Below are 23,180 nucleotides of genomic sequence, written 5' to 3'. Positions count from 1 at the left end.
AAGGCCCCCTCCTCAAGGAGCGAGTAGGGAGGGGATACAGCGCCGTCATCATCTGTTCATCCACTGCTCTGTTGCAGGCCCACGTAATCACAAACTATTTGTATGTAAATTTTATAAATTATGTGTGTAACACGTGAAACTATTTCTATCCGCGACGACCAAGAGGAGTGGATTCAGGAAAACCACATGAGTCTCTCCTCGTTCGTTCAAACGAAACTTGATGAACACATCGAAGAACGCACGTAGATGAACTACAACTACAGATACCGACTGAACCCACCCGCCGACATTGAAGAGCGGTTAGCGTGGACGATCGATACCTGTAGACAGGTCTACAACCACTTTCTCCACCGTTTGAACCGGAACGACGATACGTCGGCATACTCCGAACAGAAACTCCTGCCGAGTCTCAAAAAGTGGTGGAACGACCTGAAAGACGTTCACTCGAAAGTGCTTCAAAAGGTCGTTCAGCGGTTGTATGATAACCTCTCAACGCTCCGTGGTCGCAAAGACAACGGCTACCGTGTTGGGACGCTCAAGTGGAAGGCACCCGAAGAGTACCGCAGTTTCACCTACAGTCAATCTGGCTTCAAGCTCAAGAACACGAGCGGTCAGACGCGACTATGGCTCTCGAAACTCGGTGACATACCCATCACCTTCCACCGCGACTTGCCCGACGAAGCGGACATTAAGACTGTCTCGATTAAGCAGGAACCCACTGGAAAGTGGTACGCTATCCTCGGTGTCGAGACACCCGATGAAGCTCCCGAGAAACCGGCGAATCCCGAGAAGTGTGTTGGCATCGACGTAGGAATTCTCAAGTACGCTCACGACACCGATGGGACAGCGGTTGAATCGCTGGACTTATCGGATGAACGTGACCGGCTGGAACGCACCCAACGTACCCTCTCACGGAAGCAACACGGTTCCAAGAACTGGGAGAAACAGCGCCGTGCGGTGGCAGAACGTCACGCCGACTTGAAACAAAAGCGCCGGGACTTCTTGCACAAGTTGTCGAACTACTACGCAAAAGAGTACGACCTTGTCGCAGTCGAAGACTTGGATGCAAAAGGGCTGATGGAACTCCCAGACAACAGCCGGAATCGAGCGGGTGCATCGTGGGGGACGTTCCTCCGAATGCTCGAATACAAGTGTGAACGTGAAGGCACACACTACGTTCCAGTGAACCCACGTGGGACGACGAAAGAGTGTGCATCCTGTGGCGTTTCGACCGATAAACCGCTGTGGGTGCGCGAACACTCGTGTCCGGCGTGCGGGTTTGAAGCGGATAGAGACGCGAATGCGGCGTGGAACATCCTTTCTCGCGGTATCACCAAAGTAGGAGCGGGACGCTCCGAATCAACGCCTGTGGAGACTGCACTCCCTACGGACACGGTTGTGTCTGCAAAGCGCGTCCTCGAAGCAGGAAGCCCCGTCCTCAGCGAGGCCATACGGCCGAGCAGGGCGGGGTAGTTCACGACACGGAAGTCATTGAGTACGAGAAACGCCTCGCGCCACAGCAACCGATCGGCTTCGATCTGCTCGTGAACGGACTCGGCTGTCGTCAGACCGAAGCGCAGTGGTCGTTCGACTACCTATACGACCACAGTTCAGAACAAGAAGTGAGCGGTGGGACGGTTGCGACGGTCGCTCAGGCCATCGATGGGTCAGTACTCGTCGCTGCGAAACTTCATAGTGGGCGTGAGACTGATCTTCGTGACGTCCTCGCGGTTGCCGAAGAAATCGATCTCGATACTGTGACCCGACACCTCCATCGGGGAGATGAAGACGCCCTTCGCACCCAACTCGAGCGTGGTCTCGAGATTCTAGACGGTGAAGATCTCAAACACGGCTTTCGAAGCGATTTCGGTGCGTCGACAGTTTCCGAGGAGACAATTACGGACCTTCGAACGTATCTCGCTGCGCAGGTGGAACAGCTGAGTTGATTCGACCACCATTTCAAGTCGAGTGGCGGTCTCATAAAGAAGAAAACACCAACCCGAACCAGTGCTTCCAACTACGGGTTTCTTTATAACCCCCTCCCACCCCACTGTTTCCAACTTCGGCGATAGACGAAACGCAATGTTCGAAGGAACAATGGAAGAGATAACGTACTAACCACTTCAGAGGTTCACTAGCTACTCTTTTATCTCCAGTACGGGTATGGTTTTACGCTCTAGTAAATAAATCTTTCTTATTACAATATTCGATGTATAGCTGCTCCACTTGTTCTGGTGGTGAAGTTGGAAATGGTGGGGGGAGTGTGTTTTATAAGTAAACGGCTAGTTGGAAGTGTTGGTGTGGGGTGGAAACGTTGGAAGCGGTGGTTTTATTATGACATCCCGTGAGTAAAAATCACATGGGCTATTTTGACGATGATGGGTTTCTCGATGAATACATCATCAAAGATCGGAGCGTCCTGAAACCGGAATACAAACCCAAGAAACTGGAAGAACGAGACGAGGAACTCGAAGAGTACGTAAAGCTCCTTCGACCACTGTTGAAGGGCTGGGATCTCGACAATATCTTTCTCTATGGACACTCGGGTGTTGGCAAGACCGTCGCGACCCGAACACTTCTCCCCGACCTGCGAGGGACTGCTGAGGAGCAGGATATCGACGTCGATCTGCTTGAGATCAATTGCTCGTCAGCAAATACCTCGTATCAGTCGACAATCGAACTCATCAATGAGGCACGGAATCCCGAGTACCCACTGACGACACTCGACCTAGATAAACCTGAATTAAGTAAGACTGGATACCCTGCTGAACAGGTCTATGATGAGCTTTTCGATGACCTCAACGAGGCCGCGGACAACATCATCCTCGTCCTTGACGAAGTGAATACACTCGGCAGTGATAGTGAACTTCTCTATCAGCTCACTCGAGCCCAAACGATGCACAAACTCGACGCCGAACTCTGTATTATCGGCATCAGCAATGACTTCAATTTCAGGGATGACCTTCCTGCTCGGGTCAAAGACACACTTTGTGAAACCGAGCTTCACTTTCCCGCGTACGAACAGAGCGATCTCATTTCAATTTTGTCCCGCCGAGCCGAGCAAGCGTTCTATGAGGGCACGACTGAGACAGGAGTTATCGAACTGTGTGCAGCACTGGCATCTCGCGATCGTGGCTCTGCCCGTCAAGCAATTCGGCTGCTGCGTAAAGCAGCCGAACTAGCAGAGAACGAAGCCGTAGAATCGGATGATCTCGATTGCATCGAAGAGCAGCACGTTCGTGACGCTGAGGAGATCATCGAGCGAAAACTGGTGACTACTGGTATTCGAAAGCTCACCACCCATCGAAAGTACGTCTTGCTCGCCGTAACGAATCTCGCTGCCCAAGGAAAGACGCCCGCACAGACGAGGGACATCTACGAGTACTACAAAACGGTGGCTCAGGAATTCGGTCGTGACCCTCTTACTCGACGTGGAGCGCACGAACATTTACTTGAGATGTGTGATAACGGGATACTGAAAAACGTGAATCGAGATCAGCGCGGTCGAGGCCGACCAAATAAATACAAGCTCGACACGCCACTCGAAACCGTGATTGATGCGCTCGAACAAGAAGAGGACGGTGAAATTGACGACTTAGACAATCTCCGTGAACAGGCGAATAGACAAATGACGCTCGGTGAGTGAGTTGGAAACAGTGGGGTGTCTTCTTTATATACCTCGAAGTTTTGGAATGGTTTGAAATGGTGGAATGCCTGGCTATTCAGTCTGAAGTTGGAAACGGTGGGGGGTGACTGACTTAAAGCCTGGAACGGCTGGGTGGGGTTGGAAACGAAGGTCTGACGTGCGTCAGACATATGATGGAAGTAGTGGGGGGTGCCCGTTTATATACTTGGAAGGGACGGTATAGGGCGTAACTGCTACGAAATTCGTCACTGTCTTCGAGTATCACACTATTTCCTTTACTTTTCAAACACTGAACTGACTGTACAGAGAGAACAATCCCTCATTTGGATCCATTCTGACCACATTGGGCTCTTAATATGAAGCAGGCTTCCCAGTGATGGTTCTCATCCACAAAGGCAGTTGAAATGATCTCGTGGATGATCCCGGAGGAATGCATGTATCGTTACCGCAAGTTCGAGCATGGCATCCGCCTGCTCGGCAGTAACTGCCCGCCCAGAATAGTACGACGCCGCTCGGTTCTCGTTGTACAGTGCTTGGAAGTCTTCTTTCAAACCGTCGCTGATCACTCCCAGTTCAAACGCGCGTTGATACGCATACTCGTGATCCATAAAGTCGTGGACTGCATCGTCGCTCATCGCGATAGCATAAAACTCGAATGAACGTTCGATTGCCCCAACGCGAGTTCGACGACGGCTGTATGGTAGCCATTTTGATCTTGAAGCGTCTGGGCGGCGGCAATTAGGCGACATGCCTTCTTGAGTTGTGCTTCCTCTTCAGTGAGTTCGGAAAGTCCTTCTTCCGGCGTTCCACCTCGCTCAAAGGATCGATGCGCCTCTTCGAGTGCATCTGTAACCACCTTTGGATCGTCATTCATTGACTAGATCCTCCATTATCGATTGGAATTTTTCGAACTCTCCAGTCTCAGAAAGCGTGATCCCGGAGACGACAGTTTCAGCGATGTCTTCCGTGTGTGCCGGTACAGACGCAGGAGATTCAACAACAATGTGAAAGTCGTACCGTTCTCCATTGAATTGCTGTGAGGCGAGTTCTTTACCGATTTGAGCTGCACGTCGTTGGTTGCGGCCTCGGTGTTCGCGGACCAGCACCCAGAGATCAATGTCGCTTTGTCGATCCGCTTCACCCCGTGCGACACTCCCGTAGACGAGCATTCCGAGGACATCATCGAGGTCTTCATTGAGTGTCTCGACAGCAGCTCGTACCGGTGCGTGGAATTCTGCCTGTGGGATACGGAGCAACGGATTATCTGGAATCATCACCCGTTCTCGATTGATACTGACGAGTTTCTTGTTTCCTTCCTGTCGAATGTGGACGAGGTCATTTGCTGCGAGCACGTCGACTGCTTTTCCGACGGTCCGGTGTGTGACGTCCACCATGGACGCAAGTGTTCGGATCGTGTACTCCTTGAAAGGACGATCGATTAAAAATTGAAGCAATTTATCTGTTGCTTTGTGGCGATAGAGATTCGGGTTGCTTGCTGGCACTGGAACCTGTATCGTCGCTGCAGATGTTTCTTCACCTCCCGTTGACGCCGCGTGTTGGCTACTTCCGCTCTCCATAGATACCCTATGTAACCACTACTATAAAAACTTTATACGTATGGGATTTGAATAGGTGTATGAGAATTGCTGAGGTGATGGTCGCAATCAGCACGCATGGTTGCGAGAGTTAGTATCAAATACTAACTTGCGATAACCACTTTCAGATCTGCTCTTTCCGAATCGTCACTATATCTGCTGCCACTCGTCCCGATTCTTCTGCTGCAATCACGAGCAGATTTGGCGCTGGTGTACAGGGCGCTCGATCACCGACGTGAAATCCAGCATCTGCAGCACCGGGGAGTTGCACTTGATAGCCATTGCCCGCGATTTGGAGTGAGGCGTTTGCAACTCGGTGGATTGAAACTGTGTCGAGCGCGGCTGACGTTGCGATCTCGACGATATTCTCGTCATTGATGCGGTCGATGTCGACGACGAGAAGGAGACCATCGAATGCAAACACGCGAACAGTGGCAAGGCGAGTGGTTCCGTCTTCTTTCTCTTCAACGAGTCCGGCGGCTCGTGCAGGCTTCGTGACCTGGAGAGCGAGGCCATCGCCGGATCGTTTGATGGTGTTGGGCATTGATAGTTAGTATGATATACTAACTCAAGAAGATTCGCCTTGGTAAATGCGCTCTCGACTCGGCGTCGTTGGTGAGAAGCGTTAGGGCTGTGAATCCCCTTTCGTGTCTTCAGTTTCACTTCCGCTCTGGTTGGCTGAAGTCTTTATCCATGGCGTCCAAAGAATGGAATGCAGTGAGCGTATCTCAGTAAGTGATGTGGGGGCCTTGTGTTCATCCCAAAACCCATTCTCCCTCATATCGCGTGCTCATTCCCCTTATCCCAATAAACTAACTAGTGGCACGAACCAACCCTGACCGAGGGTTTACCTGTGAGGTGGTTAAACTTGAGAGTACGAATGGTGCCAAATGGAAAATCCCCCCTCACTCCACTTGCACAAGACGCACTTGATGCACTCGCAAGGAGACTCCCGAATGAGGGCGAACTCACATACGACCACGCCTATACGATTTTGAAGGAGGAAGAAGATCTCGAGCGGCCTGCTGCCGAAGATATCATCGACCGGTTGTACAACAAGGGCTATATTTACGAAGTCGAGGGAAAACTCCGACTCACTGATTACGGCTCTGACTAACGAAGACAGCCTCTAAGCAGTGGTTCCTGCTGATTTATTTCTTTTCAAAAGGTTCAAATTCATTGATAGCATACTATTGTATGATTTAGGATGGTGGGATCACTCCGTGACCAACTGCGAACTCTCCATGAGCGGGCACCAACCCAGTATGGACTCTTGAAATCGCACGCTCAAACGGTCGAACAAGTGCTTGCAACGAGTTCACACAATTACCCGACTGTCAAGCAATTGCTCGCATCAACCAAGCCAGCAAAGCTCACACCCCAGATGCTTGGGAATCTCCTCTCACTTTGTGTTCGGTTTGGTATCCTTTCGACCCACAGCGAACGGAACAACAGCAATCGATATGATCTCACGCAGTACGATCACGAGCGAATGGACGAACTGACGCGGATCCTCGCCCAAGATCCCTTCTCGTGAACCGGTTCTCGGTGCTCTCAAGATTGCAGTGAGAATCTCACCGAGAGCTTCTAGCTACTGCGGTGCATCAAGTGGTTCGTAGATGAGGACGGTATGGTTACTCCGGACCGTAACGAGATAGTCCTCGATCGTGAATCGCACCTCAACGTCACTCTGTTTCGACGCGCTTGCTTCGATGATATCTTCGAGTGCATCTGGGTTCATGTATTCGTACAGTGAAAGCGTCGTTTGGTCGGCTGCTGGTTCAATCACATGAATGAAGGTGTGGTGGATTCCACTGCTATCGTCGGGTGTATTGCGTATGTGGGTTACTACAATCAGTATTTGTGTTACCGGAACGCGTTTTATTCTACCGTTCGATGGTCTAACTGCGCTCTCACAGCTGGTCAAGACAATTTCCCGACGCCATCATGCGACGCTCCTGCAACTGGCTGGTTGTGAGAGCCCTGCGGTCGGCTTTCCTTGCCTTTCTCCGAGTGAACGTTAGTGGGAACTGCGTTTTCGGAAAACCTAATCGGAAACGATTCAACTAGGCTACTGACGACCGGTACTCCCGGATCTGTTTGAGACTCACCTCGTGGAGAACGTTCTGGAGAGTGACGTGCTGATTCGCTCCAAACTGACGATAGCAGAACCTCGGCTCTTACTTTATAGTGGGTGGCCAGCACGATCAGTACTCACACTGAATTCCATCGACATTTCCCTATTGGAATATTCGGAAGCGACCCTGGCTTGCCTAAGGGTATCTTGGTAGTCGTGTTTACCTGTAATGAGCCAAACCAGCCAAATCACGACAGGATGGGACGAGTATCGCCGAGCGCTTCGACCAACTGATCAAGCAGTCTTTGATCGACTCTTCGAGTATGCCCAGCTGCATACCGATCCCAGCACGGTTCACAAGCCCCTGTTCGTTGAGACGCCGATCCTCATCTCGATCCTCATCGAACAGCAGCGACAACTCGACGATTTGGAAGAACGGCTTGATCACCTCGAGGACGATTTGAACGGTCAGGGATGAGGTCATGGTGTACAAAATAGATTACGTCGACGGCGACGTGCTCAGATGGTCGGTAACTGAGACGGGGGTGGAGTGTGAAGTCGATGAGTCGTATACACCGACACTCTACGTCTCTGTTCATGGTGACGGCGATTTTTCGATGGCATGTGGTGCACTTCGAGACCATCCCGCTGTTGCTCGGGTTACTGTGGTTGATGAACGCGTGAGCTTCCGGCACGATCCGGAGCAAGTACTTCGGGTGGATGTAGTTGACCTCAAGGCAGTGAATTCAGTGGCAAGGATGGTGAGCAAGTGGGGCTCGCCTGGTGAGTATCGCTGCTACAACGTCGATTTCTCGCGGGAGTTCCGTTACTGTCTCGAAGAGGGGATCGACCCACTCCCGACCCACGAACTCTCGCAGATGCAGATTGCTGTACCGGAGACGGAACTAGTGAGTGAGAGAGTTACTGAACTCACGATCAACGATGAGACGGTGACCGGGAGTGGTGTGGACGTGTTAGCAACATTGTCGGCACGTGTTGAGTCGGTTGATCCGGATGTATTCTTCTTGAATACCAGCGACCTCATTCCCGTCCTGTTCCAGCAGGCCGATCGACTCGACATAGAGTTCCAGCTTGGACGACGGTCGAGGTGGCAACAATTGGCGGGTGAATCAACCTACGAAAGCTACGGGCAAGTCGGGCACTCACCGGCACGGTACAATCTCCCTGGTCGAGTGATCATCGACGGCTCGAATACGTTCATGTGGAATCAGACGAATCTCGATGGCTGTCTGTATCTCGTCGAACAATCGGGCAAACCACTGCAGGAGTTGGCGTGGTCGTCGATCGGGACCATTCTGACTGGGATTCAGATACAGGAAGCCCGTGAGCGGGATGTTTTGGTCCCGTGGCGCTCGTGGCGGCACGAGAAGTTCAAAACGATGCGCCAACTCCACGATGCCGACCGGGGTGGGTTCACCTTTGCACCGGACGTCGGCCTGCACGAGGACGTTCATGAACTCGATTTCTCCTCGTTGTATCCAAATATCATCGTCACGCGGAACGTGAGTCCGGAGAAGATTCGGTGTGAGTGCCACGCTGGACGGGAGGACGTACCGGGCATTGGGTATGCGATTTGTGACGAGCGGGGCTACTTGCCGGATGTGCTTGAGCCGTTGATTGAAGACAGAGATGCGATCAAAGCCGAGATTCGGGAGACTGACGATGAAGAGCGTCGCGAGGAGTTGGAAGGCCAATCGAGTGCGATCAAGTGGATTCTAGTGTCGTGTTTTGGCTATCAGGGCTTCTCGAACGCGAAGTTCGGACGCATTGAGTGCCACGAAGCGATCAATGCGTACGCCAGGGAGATTCTGTTGGAAACGAAAGCGGTACTTGAGGAGCATGGCTGGCGGATTGTGCATGGCATCGTCGATAGCGTGTGGGTGACACCGATCGAAGGGGAGGAACAGACGTCGCTTTCGGAGCTTGTCTCCGAGATTTCTGAGCAGGTGGCAATTCGGCTTGAGCATGAAGCCCACTACGACTGGATTTCGTTCGTGCCGTTACGTGATTCGGATGCTGGTGCGTTGACGAAGTACTTCGGGAAGGTGGCTGGTGAAGACGAGTACAAGTATCGGGGTATCGAGTGTCGTCAACGGAGTACGCCGTCGTATATCGATGATGCACAGAAAGCGTTGATTCGAGAGGTGGATGAGTACCGTGATCCAGAAGCGGTTTGTGAGGAACTTCGGTCGTGGGTCGATCGGCTTGAGCGTGGGGCGGTTGATCCGAGTGAGTTGGTGATTACGAATCGGGTTTCGAAGAAACGCGAGGACTACACGCAGTCCACGCGGAGTGTGGCAGCATTAGAGCGGGCGGCGGATTTGGGGTTGGGACGTGCGCCTGGTCAGACTGTGTCGTATGTGGTAGTGGATGATTCGAAGCAGTCGCGAGAGCGGGTAAGGTTGGCGGGGGAGGAGTTAGACGAGTATGATGTCGGATTCTATCGGGAGTTGTTGGTTCGTGCGGCAGCGAGTGTGGTGTCACCGCTTGGGTGGCGTGAGAAACGCATTGAGCAATTCCTTTCGAGTCACGACGAAATCAGCCTCAAATCGTTTCTCTGACAATAACACGCCTAGAGGATGGATTCGGTGCATACCTGCGTCTCTATAGAACCAACAGTCACGGTCTTTTGAAACCCCCGGCCTTGTTGAAATACTCAAACGTTGATATGATTCTGTGAGCGTGCTGCATAGAGGGGGCGAGTCGGTAGTATGTGTCAGCGATGATTCTTGAGACCCTTATCCATCAGCACACCCTATTCACCGTACGGATGACCAACACGGAACGCGACTACCATGGCTACACCCCGATGGACTACGATGCGGACAGCGAGACAGACGAGGTGTATCAAATGTGTCTGTCGTATCTTCTCGCACACGCGCCCATCGAGCCTGACGATGTGGTACTCGACATCGGTACGGGTACCGGCATCGTCGCTCTCGAACTTGCGTCGAAGTGTGACCACGTATTAGGACGGGACATCTACGACGAGTGGCTCCGATATGCCCGTGAGAAGGCTGAGCAGCGCGGCATCGAGAACGTCTCGTTCGGCCACGGGTCGTTCCGTGACCCGAACGTTGACGAACCGGTGGACGTCGTCGTCGCCAGCTATGCCCTCTACATGGCCTACGACGAAGGCGGCGAGGACGAATTACGCGGCGCCATCGATGGTCTCGCGTCGCTAAATTCGCGGTGTGTAGTGATCGCCGACAAGATGAGTTTCGGCCCGGTGCAGTCCCCAAGCGAGTACGAGACGCTGCCACCGATGGGAACCGTCGCAAATCTCCTCGTGGATGCAGGTTTCACGCTCACCGATATCGAAATCATCACTGCATCGGTCGGAGTCATTATCGCCACCCGATAGCACCACATCGGCAGCCTTCCATCGAAAGCTCAGCCGTACGGAGTTTTCCGAAACTTGAACGAATAGCATTCCATGAGTGTATGCTGAATCCATCCTCTATATCTGGCACACCATTTCTAACTGAAGACTGGTAGGTAATGTTTAACTGCTGACTCGTCAGCTTGGGTCACTTCAACACGTTCTCAACCAAGCCGTCCTCGACTGTCGTTAGGGAGAAGTCGATCAGCACGCTTCTCGCGGACGTTGACGCGTTCCGTGTTATTCTTCAATAAATTCGATGATATCCCAAATATTGAACACCCGAATATAGTCCTCATAGTACGTATCCGATAGAACGGCTTGAATCGTTTGTTCGGCGTTTTTGTCATCCATCACGATGCCGATGTCGTCGTGATCTGTCGAGGCGAGAATCATGATCGCTGTGCCAGCTAGGCCAGCGTCTGTCTTCCGGAGTTTGTCCGGTGGGATTTGCTCAATCTTTGAGAGTCGCTGCTGAATTCGATCCATAATCACTGCTGCAGATGGACCATCATAGACGCTTACTCCTTCTTGAACTGGTTGGGCAGCAGTCACCCACGACTCTGTCTGTGACTTGTGGAGCCAATCTGGACTGATCCATCCCTCTTGTTCTTCGATCTCCTGCCGGACACGCTCACTCAGATACAATTCAATATCGGTGGCTTTCACATACTCCGTGAAGAGTTGGTGCCGGTGGTGCCCCGGTCCACCGAGCGTCCGGAGAAAACTGGTGTCGAGGAGTAGTGCAGTCGGGACGGGGGGAAAAGATGTTCTAGTCACGGCTGATCGTGTATGGGGCGTCGGCAATCACACGCTGGTGGATTTCTTCCGAGAGATCGGGTAATTCCGGATCGTATCGACTCACGACCCCAATAACGGCTTCAATGGCTTGGGAAATTGCGATTCCGGCCGCCGATGAGACCTGCAGAGAACTGGCGACGCCGCGGCGGGTATGATTTCCATTGAGGTATTCGAGTGTTTCATCGATAGCACGGAGCAGGCGCTCGTTCCCGTAACGCTCACTGAAGTACTTGATATCGTCATCGACTTTCGCAGCGCCGTAAACGGCGATGACCGTCGGTGAGACGATGAGTTCAGTGTCGCCTGTTTCCCACGTCCCTGCGATTGGATCGACATGCCAGAGTGCCGCCCCATCTTCGAGTTGATCGAGTTCTTCTGCAATGCCGAGTTCGGCTAGCTCGTTTGCGTATTTGTATGCCGTACTTTTCACGATATTCTGGCGTGCCATCGCTTCTTTGATCGTCGTTGGTGAATTGACGAGGAGATCCGTGTAGAAGTATGCGAGATTGGGATCCGACAGCAGTTTCTGTGCGATAAAGAAGGTTGCTGCTCCCTGATCTCCGTTGGGACTGCCGTTCTTGATGGTCCCTGACATTGTAGTCCACAGTACGCGAACTATAGACTAAGCTGTTTCGGTGAGCATGTGAACATCTCTTACGAAAACACACTCCGAGTTCGTCGGAAAGGCCAAAAGTAGCTACGATTACGGCTGATAATGCCGTCGAGTTTTTTTCCAGACGAGTGAAAGTAAGCGAGGATCTTCGGGACTGGTTGTTTGTCCTCGTTGCGAACGAGTACTGGGTGGCGTTGCGACGGCTTCATACGATAGCATACTCTTCTAAAACGAGTTCTCGAACCACAGTGATAGCGCTACTCTCCATAGCAAATTGGCCGTTTGAGGTTTTAAGAGGCTGAAAAACAACAGGTATCCTTAGTGACCGAGTGCAGCATTTACTAGTGACTGTTCTCCTTTTCGAAGCAAGGTCGAAGCACTACTTTCCGAGCAATCGAGAGCTGCAGCGACATCTGCAAGGGAAGTCTCGCGTGGCACTCTATAATAGCCCAGTTCGTGTGCAATTGTTATTGCTTCGAATTGACGGTAGGTGAGCCGACCTGCAAGTGATCCAATCAAGTGTTGGTGTTCACCAACCCGTGTAACGTCGATATCGACTTCGTTGGGGAAGCTACTGACTGCCCGGCTGAGTGCATCTTCTTCACCTAAAATCGTTACCTGAATCGTCCCCGTGTCAGTATACACGATCGGCGGAACAGGAACGATTCCATGATGATCCAACGCAGCCCACAATGCATAATCAGATGGACGAAGATCCATCTCAGCATAGAGGTAGAACGTATTCTCATCTACCATCGTAAAATCTGTCTGCTGAACGACATCGAGACTGGCGACTGTTGTGCGAATCGTCTCAATCTCTCCAACCACTAATGAGAGAAAACAAACAACGTCCGTTTCCTCACGAACCTGCCATGTGAGTAATTCTTCCCGAACGAAGGCGTCCGTCGAAAGCGACTCCGGAATCGGCAGTTGCATCGATTCAGGAAGGTCGACAGTGAGATCGATCGACTGCATAGTACGAGAACACCAACCCTGTATTAAAAAGGTTCAGTGCTTCGCGGCAATCGCAACATCTGACTATCAGCAATAAACACATGATGTCAGACCTAAACGCCAATGAAGCCCATGCGGACGGAGAGTCGACGGGAACTTCGAACGGTGTCGAGGGAGAATTAGGCAAATCTCAACAGAGTGGTGAAATCCCACCCGGTCCTCGTGGACTTCCATTGGTAGGAAGCACACTTACGCTCGCTCGCCATGGGTTGGCGTTTTCGGAACAACTTCACAAATATGGTGACGTGGTCGCATACACTGCCTTCGGTGAGGATTTCGTCGCCATCTATGATCCCGAGTTAATCGAATCAATACTCGTTTCCCGCAATGATGAGTTTTGGAAGGGTGATTTTGAGATGGCATTTGGTGATTTATTTGCGCCCAATGGTCTTGCATTCACAGAGGGAGAACAATGGCGTCGTCAACGATCCGCCCTCCAACCTGCATTTACACCGCAACAAATCCAAACACACGCTGATTCAATCGTAGAGAAGACCTCGATCAGTGCGAATCACTGGAGTAAACGTCGTGAGATTGATCTTCGTGACGCCTGTTCAAAGCTCACGCTTTCGATTCTAGTAGACTCCCTGTTTGATGTCGATCTAAATAGCGATCGTGGTGCAGTCATTCGCAATGCGGCTTCTGCTATTGGAGACCTCGTTGATGCGAGTGGTGCGGCAATGGTTCTTCCTGAATGGGCTCCTCGAACTCCAACTGAACGCCGATACGATCGTGTAATGGCACAGTTTGATGACCTCATTAGCGATCTCATAGCTGAAAGACGTGAAGCAGTTAGTGAGTATGACGATCTCCTCACACTGTTATTAGACGTCGAATTTGCTGATGGTTCACGGATGGATGAATCCACAGTACGCGATCAGCTTATTACATTTTTCTTTGCTGGTCATGAAACAACCTCCGTCGCACTCACCTATGCGATTTGGTTGCTTTCGGGAAGTCCGAGCGTTCGTTCTCGTCTCAATGCAGAATTAGAGGCCGTTAGTGACGGATCCGGTCTCACATTTGCTGACCTTCCTGCACTCGAAATGACTGAATGCATCATCAAAGAAGCACTCCGGCTCTATCCTCCTATCTCCTCGTTCTACCGCCAACCACGGCAGGATCTCCTGCTTGGAAACTATCAAATTTCTAGCGACACGACGCTTCAGCTTGCCACGTATAACATTCAACGCGATCCACGGTGGTGGGATAATCCCGATACCTTTGATCCCGAACGGTGGCAAAAAGAGGGTGCGTCTCGTCCTGAATATGCCTATCTCCCATTTGGTGGCGGTCCACGACACTGTATCGGCATGCGATTTGCGATGATCGAGTTGAAACTGGCGCTTGCAACACTTGCTCAGCAGATGGAATTTGAACGCATCACTGACACCATCACCCCAGCAGCAAAGGGAGTGCTCGACCCAGGATGTGTGACAATGAGAGCTCGCCCCATCAGCGATCTTTAGACGATTCAACGGCCATCCAGAGCCATCGAAATGGGCACAGATATCACCGGTCCTTTTGGACCAGAGTGAATATCGACCGCCCTTGTCGCGTTCACGAAAACCCTGCCTGCGCGTTCGTCTGGCTCACGATTGATTACGGACGTGAAAGTTTTGTCGTCATGGCGAGCAAATCGAGATTCCATCGAGAGCTGACTCTGGTTGCGCACTCTCATTTCTGGAAATACTGTTGGTTAGTATTGAATACTAACGTCTACGCATTTTCAAATGGAGATTCGGCTTGAGCATGAAGCCACTACGACTAAACTGCATTTGTGCCGTTGCGTGGTTCGGATGCTAGTGCATTGACGAGGTACTTTGCAGAAGTTGCGACTGGCACGCTCAATGCATGAGCACGAGCGGGTAGAATCAGCTGTCGCATCGTTTGCTGGTTTTGTGATTGATAGAACGCGTGCATCTAACAGGGACGGACAGTCACTTAAGACGCTACGACTTCGTACCCGAGTGCCAAAACAGCCATCAAAACAAGTGTAGCAAGTACGTTTCCAACAAGACCGGTCCCAAGATATTCTGACACAGCAATTCCGATAACAACAGACACGGTTGCCACCGTCCATGCTACCCTTGACGGAAGACGCCCTGTTGTGGTGTCTGCGTTCATGTTGTCAATAACTCAACCACCGTACAATAACTTTCCGTGCTGGCCCTTCGAACTCGTCAATTACAACGTTGTAATAGAGGGGGATCGCGTAAGCGACCCCCTCCATTTCGCAGAAATAGACGCAGAAAATGACACACTCCACCGTAACCAACCGATTGCTACCACCATGTTTCACCGGCAGTGCGGTGTGAATCTCGGGTGGTGGTGCCGCCCGAGTGGGGGTTCTACGAACCACCGTGAGTACAACGCTATAATTAGCGTCCTCCGTTTCCTCCCACGTTTGCTTCGTGTGCTCGCATCCCCCCCGGCTAAGTCGGGATGGGCGAACGTAATCTCGATGTGGTGACCACCAGCGCCCATCGCGTCGTCCACACACTGCGTTCGAGATTCCTTGTAGCTCACGCCAGGCACTCGTTCGGCCATTTCTTCCATTACACGATAGCCGTCGTTCTTGTACGCACAGCTGTAGTGAGTCGCCACCTCTCGATAGCCTAATCGTGCGACCATTACGCCGTTCGTCTTGGCGACGTTCTTCGCATGCTCAAGCACATCGAGATACTTGTCCTCCACTTGCTGGCTCTCAGCGCGTTTCTCGCGGAAGTTGACGAGCTCGGTGTTCTGTTCTGAACGCTGCACTGTCTCGGAGAGCTGGCAGCCTACATTCTAGCCAAGCAAATCGAGGAAGTCACTGGCTATTCAAGACAGCTCTTGCACGTTGTACATAGGTGTTCTTCGACCAACTTCTGGCAGTACTCATCTCATCGAGTAATGACTCCGCATCAGCTGGTGATACGATCTGGTTTCGCACGAGAGCAACGAGCAGCATCGGTGTCGTTACAAGCCGAGTATCAACGAGTGACGCATGGATGAGGGCAAGCCGATTGAACTCGTCACACAGAAATTGCGTCGCGCTGAGTTCGTTCGTGAGTGTCACGGCGGCGTTCTCGCCATCATCTAGTGGAAATGACTCATCGAGGTCGACAGCTCGTTCGTCAAAGTCTTCCCGTCGATCGAGAACCAGTTCTACGCCGTGTCCCGACGCATCATCATACGCTGCTGTCTCCTCTAACTCATCGAAAACCAGCGTTGGAACGATGATCGTGTGGGTAGCAAGGAGATGGTCGAGTGGGTTCCACGTGTGATCGGCGACCGTGCCGAGGCTCACAAGAGCAGATGTGTCTGCGACAACCTGCATCTACGAATCAGCTAGCTCCTCGGCGGTCTCGTCAATGAATTCGTCCTCGAGCTGCTCTTTGAGAACCCGGAAGTTGGCGGCTTCTTCGTGACCAACAAGTTCCTTCAACTCCGTGAATGTAATATCGTCACTGTAGAATGCTTCGGCGATCTCCTGTTTGAGTTCGTCGTTATGCGCAGCATCGCGGAGATAGTCCCGGAGTGCCGAAAGAATGACTGTCGTCCGATCTGTTTCTAAGACGGTGGCGAGCGTATCCGTTTGCTGGACAAGCCGCTCGGGAGCACGGAATTGAACTCGCTTTTTCTCGCCTGTATCCGAACTCATGTGTGTACATTGTGAGCCGAACGGGAAAACTCTGTTGTCGAATTCTCTGACGGGAGTCTCGCGTACCAGCCGTTTCCGACCACAGACGCGGTGGCCGGTATCAGCTCTCCCCCTCCCGCTGGTTTGTAGCCGATAGTCGCCGATACAACTGCCGTACTTACGAGTAGTCGTACGGCGCCAGTCCCGAACTGTGGCAATTCGGGACGTCCACAACCGCGTTTGTTTATGTGTTCGTGTTAGAGTCGTGTCCCTCTCGGGTGTGAGTTCGGCCCAACGACGTTACTCTCCGGCACCTGCGTCTGTGGTCGGATTATCGTCCGTGTTGCTGCTTGTCACCTCACCAGGCAGCTCAACGTCGGCCTTGAGAACGAGACGCATCTCCTGGTAGCTCAATCCGTCCTTAGATCATTGACGTTTGATTTGTCTGTCTTTCTCGGCGACTTTTTGTTCGCGGTCGTCAATCCGATCTCCAACTGGGGAGTTCGTTCATTTATTACGTCGAGTCGCTGCTGATCTGATTCGAGGACACAGCATAACAGTCGGTAAGCTTCGAAATTAGCCCAGTTGCTCCGGTTGAATCTGGTATCGATCAAAATCACCTACAGAGAGTCTTGGTCAGATTGAATACCACTAGATATCGAACAAAATGGGTCAAATAATGTAACGATAGAGCATCCATAGAACATGCATCGGAGTCAAATAAAGCGTGTACTCGAGTTCTTCGTCATAGGAATCGTCTTCGGTGTAACCGAAGATATTCTCGCAGTCTTGATCGCTACTGATGCAGAACTCACATTTGACATCGTTGGAGTGGTCGTGCTGATTGCGATTCCCTTCGCTATTATCTCGGAACTCATAGTTGACCATCCAAAATTTTTGACCTTTGATAAAATATCCGTGTGGCTGAACTCATCAATTTTCGGTCGCTTTAGTGTCCAAACCAGAAACACGCCTGGTACTCTTCAGAAAGAGACTGCGCCATGGCCACATCATCAATATTACTGTGACATCTGTAACACCGAGCTTGAAACAGGAGCATTACTCCAAGAGCATCTTGACCGCCACCACACGGATATACATATCTATTGGTCTATTCACGCCGATGAAGCAAGGCAATAGCTTAGTCAACGAGGGTACCTTTTGCGGAGGAGAGAGAACTCCACCGAAATCGTTTTCGTGCGGATTGTACTTCCTGTTGGAACACTAGCCAAAAAGCGTACCTCTGTATGCTGGGAACCAAGAAACTAGTAGAACATTGGGAAAGTGATTCAGATGGCTGGACGAATCAAACGCATCGCACAGGGGATCGACAGCATAACAAAAGCGGTTTGGGATGATTCCGGGACACTCGCGAAACTCATTATTTTAGTGATTCTGATAGTGACGGCTGCTGCAATCCCAGTTATCCGAGCATCTGTAGGAGTTGATCTATCTCACCACGGACTTCTGAGACACAGGCTTCAGTGAATGATGCCAGTACTTCACTTCCCGCCTCATTTTGTCCGTTGTCATAGAATTCACGAGCTTTCTCCTCTCTGTCGACAGCTTGATCACGGAACTTTGATTCTAGCTTGTCAAAACGACCGCGGACGATTTCGCGGTTCGTTTCGAAGTCCCGGCCGTATTCGTCTCCCTTCATGGCCATTAGTAGTTGTTTGAACTCCCACCAGTACGATTCCTCTTTGGCCTCATCTTCGCTAACCTTGGTTGGATGCACTACCTGGCGGGTTGCCGTTCCAGCGTTCGAAACTACTGGCGGGACGGTTCCACTTTCGATATAAAATGGAATATAGACACCCATACAGGGTGGTCCAGGTGTCCACCACAGTTTTGCAAATCCATCATCGTTTGGTGGTACCTCGAAAACAGCTGAGCTGACGCTATCACCCCACGTGAATTCTGCCGGGGATGCATGCATACAAATCGTCAAGAAATCCGGCAGTGTCGCGTTGAATTTCGGTCCATCAAGAAATGTTCCTTCGTAATGATCTCTAAGAATTCGTTGCATTACTTCGATATCGAACTCACCGTCTTTAGTGAAGGTATCGAGCAACTGCTGAGAACGTTTGTACCTAATATGAGAGACTTGTAGAGCGGTTCCATGGTCGGTGTACGCGTCAGCGAAATCGAACAGGTCACCTTCTTCTGGCCACCACCCCTGTGCGATTGCGTGTGCGATTAAATCATCTGATCCTTTCGTCCAGGAATGTCGAATCGACAGTTCGTTCGATATCGAGTCCGATCCAGTCGAAATTCGTTTTGCTGCCCATCGCCGACCAGCCGTTTCGAGAACCCATGCCTCATTTGGGTCAGCGATGAGATACGAGTTGTCGTATGCACCCTTCTCAAGACTCTCCCCGGCGACTGCTGAACCGAACTGCCCGTATTCTTCGAGGAGATTGCTGATAACATCGACTGCTCCCTCGGCCGTCGTCGCTCGCTCTAAACCGAGGCGTACATACTCCATACCCAAAATCCCCTTATCCGGGGGTTCACCCCGGTCAGAAGCGTCAAGTGCCGCTTTCCAGGGTTTCGTAAAGACGGCTTCGTTTCCGATGACGACGTGATGTTCATTGATTCCTAATTCATAGCCCCAGCACCAGTATGGAGCACTTCCAAGTGTTGCGTACGTTTCTGATGGCTGTGAGAGGGTGCGGTTTGCGAGTTGCAACGTTGCACCTGGCGGTGGACTCTTCGCATCTCCGTAGACAACCGGCTGACACTCGAATGCAGGTCGATCGCTGTTTTTTCCGAAAATCAGGTTTCCTGAATGTGTTACATCGGGAAGTGCGACTGCGTTATCGCAGCTCAGCGGTCTCTTTGCAGATTGAGTCATGGATGTAGCGTAGACTACTGGAAACATAGTATAAATCGTTGTGCCATGAGCACGCTTCGCACAGCCCGTTGATCCAATTGATTGGTGACACAAACGTTTGAGAATAGAATTCGAAAGCCGGGAAGAGGAATTTACGAATACCGCTTCATCAGATGTCTGATTTGATAAAATGATTGCTTAACTAATGTCCGCCACCCGGTACGGCGATGCCTCGCCAACTACGATTGCATTCCTCCCAATTCTCATCGCAAATCTACTTCCACTCGTGGGGGTGTTGTGACTCGGGGTGTGATCCCGAAGTGATTCACCTTCTGTGCATCTTCAATATCGGTGTTGTCACTCCTCATCAGTACGGAAGTTCGAGGAGGAGGCCACGCCCTTTAGTGCGGGGAGGATGCTAAATAAGAACCTGCTGCAACGCGTTTTTCCGCGAGCCGAGTTAGCGTACTAGCGCATTGTTTTCAATGATTGAGCGGTATCCGACATAATCCACGCTTTTTCATTCCCCGGTTCTTCGATACAGATTGCAAAAAACGACTCACGGCCCTCGTCAACGGTAATTCGGTACCCACTGCATGCTAGTTGTAGCTCCACATCAAAATTTGATCCAATGGTAGTCACACCCGATTTCAGAGTCAGCAATAAATAACACTAGTGCTTTGAAACAGGAGCTAGCTAAAATACTCGTTTACTGGGTATGATTATCGTATACTGTCAATAATCGTTTCTGGTGGGCAGTTGATTTCTTAGCGACGGAGGCCACGTGCTGCAATATCGTCATCGCACCTGCTACTGACACCGTCGTTAGAACCTACTAACTGAGGTTATTTTCAAACTTCTATGTGATATTTGACATCATATACCGCTATGATGGATGTTCAATTCAACGAGGGTACTTTTGAAACTCTACTGGGCTGACACCCTCTTCTCCCTAACGGTGCAATTCGTCCGTAGCAAATCGGTCATCGTGATATAAACGCGATCACCTGGCGAGAGGTCCTGGACGAGTGATATCACAACCAGCCGTATTCTCGTCGTTCAAGTTTCTTCCACACTCGTCTCGGTGTAGGGACGAAACCGACGAATAACGACGACGATTCATCAAACACACGGAAATAACTGCGAAAGCTAGCAATAAAACAAAATAAATCCGCTTACAGTTATAGAAAATTTTAAATGGCCATGTATTCTAGAAGTCCGTAGAACAGCTGGTGTAGTGACGGACGACCCGTGGTCGTCCGGAATGCGTCTTTCTCTCGTGGTTCGTCTCTTGTCGTGGTTTGTGTGTTTTCGTGTGGGTGGCCACCGTGAGAACCATCTTCGATTGTATTAGCTGGACGGATTCGGTAGGATCACGTGGACGAAAAGAAGATCGACGATTGTGATATCACTCCGTTCGAGGGGTGTTTCGTTGCATCGAGAGCGCGATTTTCTAAAGAATTGGGTTTCGCGGCTGGACGAGAATTCGCCGAGTGATATCACTCCTATTGGGTTGACGGTAGGTGGACCGGGTGTGAGAGCGGGCTCTTCAGCTCGCGGTGATGATCAATCTGCCCCCGGCTCTCACCTTTGAGTGTGACTCGACTGTTTCCCGGTTGTGGACGGCACGACCGGCGTAGTCGAACAATCGTGGAAACGCTAGAGAACAAGCTCGGAGACTACTCGTAGTGGGCTTTCCGTTCGACGACCTCGGCGAAGGCCACGGTTGGCGTGACATTGTCGATCTCGATTGTAACTCGGTCGCGTTTCTCCGTGTCGGGCACGATAATCACGTAGCCGCGCTCGACGCGGGCGATACCATCGCCTTGCTCACCAACGTCTTCGATTTCGACTGTTCGGCGGTCGCCCTCTTCGACTGGGGCTGTTGAATGATTCGACTGTTGGTCTTGCTTCTGTTCCTGGCGTGTCGACGGTGATGTAGTCGAGGGTGCTGTCTCTCGCGCTGGGCTGTCCGCTGATGCCGGCTGTTTCAGTATTGCCACACGGTATGCACCGTCCGGCTGGATGTCGCCATCTTCAATTTCTCGGCTTGGCACAGTGAACGTGTATGATCCATCCTCTGCTTTGATTTCGCTACTAAACAGACAGCGTAGTTGGTCGGGAATCTCCATCTACCTACGAAATCAGTCTGTAAATACAAGAATCTGTGTTTGTATCCGCCACTGGAGACGACAATACGGGTGTGAGAGGTTACTCGGCAATTGGAGTGAGAAAGCTATCGCTATAAACCGCAGGCGATCATCGCTGGAGTACTCGTTAGTCGAAACGGGCAGCGGCGAGCAACGCATCGTCGAGGTCCTCGATGACCTCGGCCTTCACGTCCGCCGGGAGGGTGCCGAAGGCCGTCCGCGCAGTACGGAGATGCTCGTGAAGTGCGTCGAACGCCGTTGCCGGTGTGTCGTCCTCATTGGAACCCGGCGCGCTCTTTCCATCGTTATCGGCGTTCCGATCGGCCCTATCGTCTGCGTCAGAAGTGGGAATGTCGTACGCATCCCGCCGAAGTTCCATGGCATACGTGCGACCGATATATTTCGCTTGCAGAATCTCGGTCACCCAGTGGTGGAGATCATAGAACCACTGGTCACGCGTCACCTCGCCGCCTGCGTCGCTCTCACTCGTGTCACGCGTTTGTTTCCGTTCCCGTTTCCGTTCTTCTTCGTCCAGTTTCCACGTCTCGAAGTCGGTGATGGTGTCGGCCTGCTGGGCGAGCCGGTGAGCGGTATTCACTTCCGCCTGCAATCGCTTCGTGCGCTGTGTCTTCGTACAGAAGTATGAGTCGGCGACTGGTGACGGATTTTCGTACAAGTGGTCGGTGATGAGCGTCGTGTACGTCTCACGGATATGCGCTTTCCCGCGTTCCTGTTCGTCGGCAGTGAGTCGGTTGGTGAGATGCAGACAGTACTCATCGACGAGGTCGTCGATGGTCGCCCGCGGCACGATGCCGTTCTCGTAGGCGTTCGAACGAGCCAGTCCTGCGAGAATGCGGGCAGCAGGCAAGTGGCTGGCTTTCAATGTCGTATCGCCAATTCGACTCTCGTGGATTTCGAGTTCGTCGTTCCAGTACCCACCCTCCTCGGGATTTTTCACGGCATCCCGCAGGGTTTCCCAGTCGAGTTCGGGGCCGGGTTCAGCGAGGTCGTCGGGGGTGACTGTGAGATAGTACGAGTCCGGTTCGTACTCCGTGACTGGCTCGGGTGTGTTGGTAGTCAGATCGAGTTCTTCGACGGTGAGTTCGCCATTTGCGAGTGCCTGGAGATCTTCGACGGAAACCTGATTGTGTTCGATATGTGCTGGCTCAAGCTCGTCGAATTGCTCAGTAAAGGCCTGGTCAACGAGTGACCGTAGGAGTGCGCCCTGCGAACAGTCGTTGAGTGCGGCGAGTGCATCGAGTTGTGCGTCACCCTGGCTGTCCGTCCAGAAGGTCTTTTGGACGTTTTTCGGACTCAGTTGGTGTGACTGGGTGACAGAATCGGTTGTTGCCGACATCTATCGATCACTCCCTGCAATTGGATCTTCGAATTTCGGTGGTTTCACAGCGGTTTTAGCAGC

The 23,180-nt window shown here is 51.7% G+C and carries 24 protein-coding genes and 1 pseudogene; 10 read left to right on the top strand and 15 right to left on the bottom strand.

The window, feature by feature from the left end:
- Window positions 1-120: 120 nt before the first annotated feature.
- The 4 genes and pseudogenes from BW974_RS27085 (at window position 121) to BW974_RS22905 (ending at window position 3,646) form a co-directional block, all read left to right on the top strand.
- Entirely contained in the window at window positions 121-246 is a 126-nt protein-coding gene (locus BW974_RS27085) for a hypothetical protein (protein WP_281247741.1), read from the top strand.
- Entirely contained in the window at window positions 247-1,473 is a 1,227-nt protein-coding gene (locus BW974_RS22915) for an RNA-guided endonuclease InsQ/TnpB family protein (RefSeq protein ID WP_076433359.1), read from the top strand.
- A 2-nt stretch (window positions 1,474-1,475) separates the two neighbouring features.
- Window positions 1,476-1,946 (top strand): annotated as a pseudogene (locus BW974_RS22910) (hypothetical protein); the annotation flags it as partial.
- 398 nt (window positions 1,947-2,344) lie between these two features.
- Window positions 2,345-3,646 (top strand): Cdc6/Cdc18 family protein, encoded by a 1,302-nt coding sequence (locus BW974_RS22905; protein WP_139329008.1) that lies wholly within the window; start codon window positions 2,345-2,347, stop codon window positions 3,644-3,646.
- Between the two features lie 383 nt (window positions 3,647-4,029).
- Here BW974_RS22905 and BW974_RS26855 read toward each other — a convergent pair whose 3' ends face one another.
- The 4 genes from BW974_RS26855 to BW974_RS22890 form a co-directional block, all read right to left on the bottom strand.
- Entirely contained in the window at window positions 4,030-4,281 is a 252-nt protein-coding gene (locus BW974_RS26855; protein WP_245800271.1) for a DUF8154 family protein, read from the bottom strand.
- The gene (locus BW974_RS26850) at window positions 4,278-4,520 is read right to left on the bottom strand and encodes a DUF8154 family protein (RefSeq protein WP_245800270.1); all 243 of its coding nucleotides are present in this window, start codon (window positions 4,518-4,520) and stop codon (window positions 4,278-4,280) included. Before BW974_RS26850 ends, BW974_RS26855 begins: the two co-directional genes overlap by 4 nt.
- Window positions 4,513-5,040: a nucleotidyltransferase domain-containing protein gene (locus BW974_RS22895; RefSeq protein WP_175609799.1), complete on the bottom strand. Its 528-nt coding sequence runs from the start codon at window positions 5,038-5,040 to the stop codon at window positions 4,513-4,515. Before BW974_RS22895 ends, BW974_RS26850 begins: the two co-directional genes overlap by 8 nt.
- Window positions 5,041-5,365: 325 nt before the next feature.
- Entirely contained in the window at window positions 5,366-5,785 is a 420-nt protein-coding gene (locus BW974_RS22890; protein ID WP_076433353.1) for a hypothetical protein, read from the bottom strand.
- 336 nt (window positions 5,786-6,121) lie between these two features.
- Here BW974_RS22890 and BW974_RS22885 point away from each other — a divergent pair, with 336 nt between their 5' ends.
- A complete protein-coding gene (locus tag BW974_RS22885; RefSeq protein ID WP_076433351.1) occupies window positions 6,122-6,358 on the top strand; it encodes a hypothetical protein in 237 nt (78 codons plus the stop codon).
- Window positions 6,359-6,832: 474 nt separating this feature from the next.
- On the opposite strand, the gene BW974_RS26845 is transcribed toward BW974_RS22885, so the two are convergent.
- Window positions 6,833-7,030, bottom strand: a complete 198-nt coding sequence (locus BW974_RS26845; protein ID WP_076433347.1) for a HalOD1 output domain-containing protein — start codon at window positions 7,028-7,030, stop codon at window positions 6,833-6,835.
- A gap of 517 nt (window positions 7,031-7,547) precedes the next feature.
- Between BW974_RS26845 and BW974_RS22870 the strand changes: the two genes are divergently transcribed.
- The 3 genes from BW974_RS22870 (at window position 7,548) to BW974_RS22860 (ending at window position 10,703) form a co-directional block, all read left to right on the top strand.
- Window positions 7,548-7,796 (top strand): DUF8156 family protein, encoded by a 249-nt coding sequence (locus BW974_RS22870; RefSeq protein WP_076433345.1) that lies wholly within the window; start codon window positions 7,548-7,550, stop codon window positions 7,794-7,796.
- Window positions 7,797-7,800: 4 nt separating this feature from the next.
- Window positions 7,801-9,900 (top strand): type B DNA-directed DNA polymerase, encoded by a 2,100-nt coding sequence (locus BW974_RS22865; protein WP_076433344.1) that lies wholly within the window; start codon window positions 7,801-7,803, stop codon window positions 9,898-9,900.
- A gap of 209 nt (window positions 9,901-10,109) precedes the next feature.
- Entirely contained in the window at window positions 10,110-10,703 is a 594-nt protein-coding gene (locus BW974_RS22860; RefSeq protein ID WP_245800269.1) for a class I SAM-dependent methyltransferase, read from the top strand.
- A 258-nt stretch (window positions 10,704-10,961) separates the two neighbouring features.
- On the opposite strand, the gene BW974_RS22855 is transcribed toward BW974_RS22860, so the two are convergent.
- The 3 genes from BW974_RS22855 to BW974_RS22845 form a co-directional block, all read right to left on the bottom strand.
- Window positions 10,962-11,390 (bottom strand): PIN domain-containing protein, encoded by a 429-nt coding sequence (locus BW974_RS22855; RefSeq protein WP_245800268.1) that lies wholly within the window; start codon window positions 11,388-11,390, stop codon window positions 10,962-10,964.
- A gap of 103 nt (window positions 11,391-11,493) precedes the next feature.
- Complete coding sequence (locus BW974_RS22850; protein WP_245800267.1) at window positions 11,494-12,117, bottom strand: DUF7437 domain-containing protein; 624 nt, start codon at window positions 12,115-12,117, stop codon at window positions 11,494-11,496.
- A 336-nt stretch (window positions 12,118-12,453) separates the two neighbouring features.
- Window positions 12,454-13,110, bottom strand: coding sequence for a helix-turn-helix domain-containing protein (locus tag BW974_RS22845; protein ID WP_076433339.1), 657 nt, complete (start codon window positions 13,108-13,110; stop codon window positions 12,454-12,456).
- 80 nt (window positions 13,111-13,190) lie between these two features.
- On the opposite strand from BW974_RS22845, the gene BW974_RS22840 reads away from it, so the two are divergent.
- Window positions 13,191-14,618, top strand: a complete 1,428-nt coding sequence (locus BW974_RS22840; protein WP_084186456.1) for a cytochrome P450 — start codon at window positions 13,191-13,193, stop codon at window positions 14,616-14,618.
- A gap of 475 nt (window positions 14,619-15,093) precedes the next feature.
- On the opposite strand, the gene BW974_RS25165 is transcribed toward BW974_RS22840, so the two are convergent.
- From BW974_RS25165 to BW974_RS22825, 4 genes are all read right to left on the bottom strand, one after another.
- On the bottom strand, window positions 15,094-15,276 hold the full coding sequence (locus BW974_RS25165) for a hypothetical protein (RefSeq protein WP_139329007.1): 183 nt from the start codon (window positions 15,274-15,276) through the stop codon (window positions 15,094-15,096).
- Window positions 15,277-15,447: 171 nt separating this feature from the next.
- Window positions 15,448-15,912 carry a hypothetical protein gene (locus BW974_RS22835; protein WP_245800266.1) on the bottom strand — a complete coding sequence of 155 codons (465 nt, stop codon included), beginning with the start codon at window positions 15,910-15,912 and terminating at the stop codon, window positions 15,448-15,450.
- A gap of 49 nt (window positions 15,913-15,961) precedes the next feature.
- Complete coding sequence (locus BW974_RS22830; protein WP_076433337.1) at window positions 15,962-16,471, bottom strand: PIN domain-containing protein; 510 nt, start codon at window positions 16,469-16,471, stop codon at window positions 15,962-15,964.
- Window positions 16,472-16,795, bottom strand: a complete 324-nt coding sequence (locus tag BW974_RS22825) for a hypothetical protein (RefSeq protein ID WP_076433335.1) — start codon at window positions 16,793-16,795, stop codon at window positions 16,472-16,474.
- A 684-nt stretch (window positions 16,796-17,479) separates the two neighbouring features.
- Here BW974_RS22825 and BW974_RS22815 point away from each other — a divergent pair.
- Window positions 17,480-17,914 (top strand): hypothetical protein, encoded by a 435-nt coding sequence (locus tag BW974_RS22815; protein ID WP_076433333.1) that lies wholly within the window; start codon window positions 17,480-17,482, stop codon window positions 17,912-17,914.
- A gap of 283 nt (window positions 17,915-18,197) precedes the next feature.
- Here the strand turns inward: BW974_RS22815 and BW974_RS22805 are convergent, their stop codons facing one another.
- From BW974_RS22805 to BW974_RS22795, 3 genes are all read right to left on the bottom strand, one after another.
- Window positions 18,198-19,631 carry a C69 family dipeptidase gene (locus tag BW974_RS22805; RefSeq protein ID WP_076433329.1) on the bottom strand — a complete coding sequence of 478 codons (1,434 nt, stop codon included), beginning with the start codon at window positions 19,629-19,631 and terminating at the stop codon, window positions 18,198-18,200.
- Between the two features lie 1,658 nt (window positions 19,632-21,289).
- Window positions 21,290-21,742 (bottom strand): TRAM domain-containing protein, encoded by a 453-nt coding sequence (locus tag BW974_RS22800; protein WP_076433327.1) that lies wholly within the window; start codon window positions 21,740-21,742, stop codon window positions 21,290-21,292.
- A 145-nt stretch (window positions 21,743-21,887) separates the two neighbouring features.
- On the bottom strand, window positions 21,888-23,117 hold the full coding sequence (locus BW974_RS22795; RefSeq protein ID WP_076433325.1) for a hypothetical protein: 1,230 nt from the start codon (window positions 23,115-23,117) through the stop codon (window positions 21,888-21,890).
- Window positions 23,118-23,180 lie beyond the last annotated feature (63 nt).

The organism is Haladaptatus litoreus (genome assembly GCF_900156425.1).
Classification (GTDB): Archaea; Halobacteriota; Halobacteria; order Halobacteriales; family Haladaptataceae; genus Haladaptatus; species Haladaptatus litoreus.
Note: the sequence above shows the minus strand (reverse complement) of the source record. Positions and strands in the feature narration are given on the sequence as shown.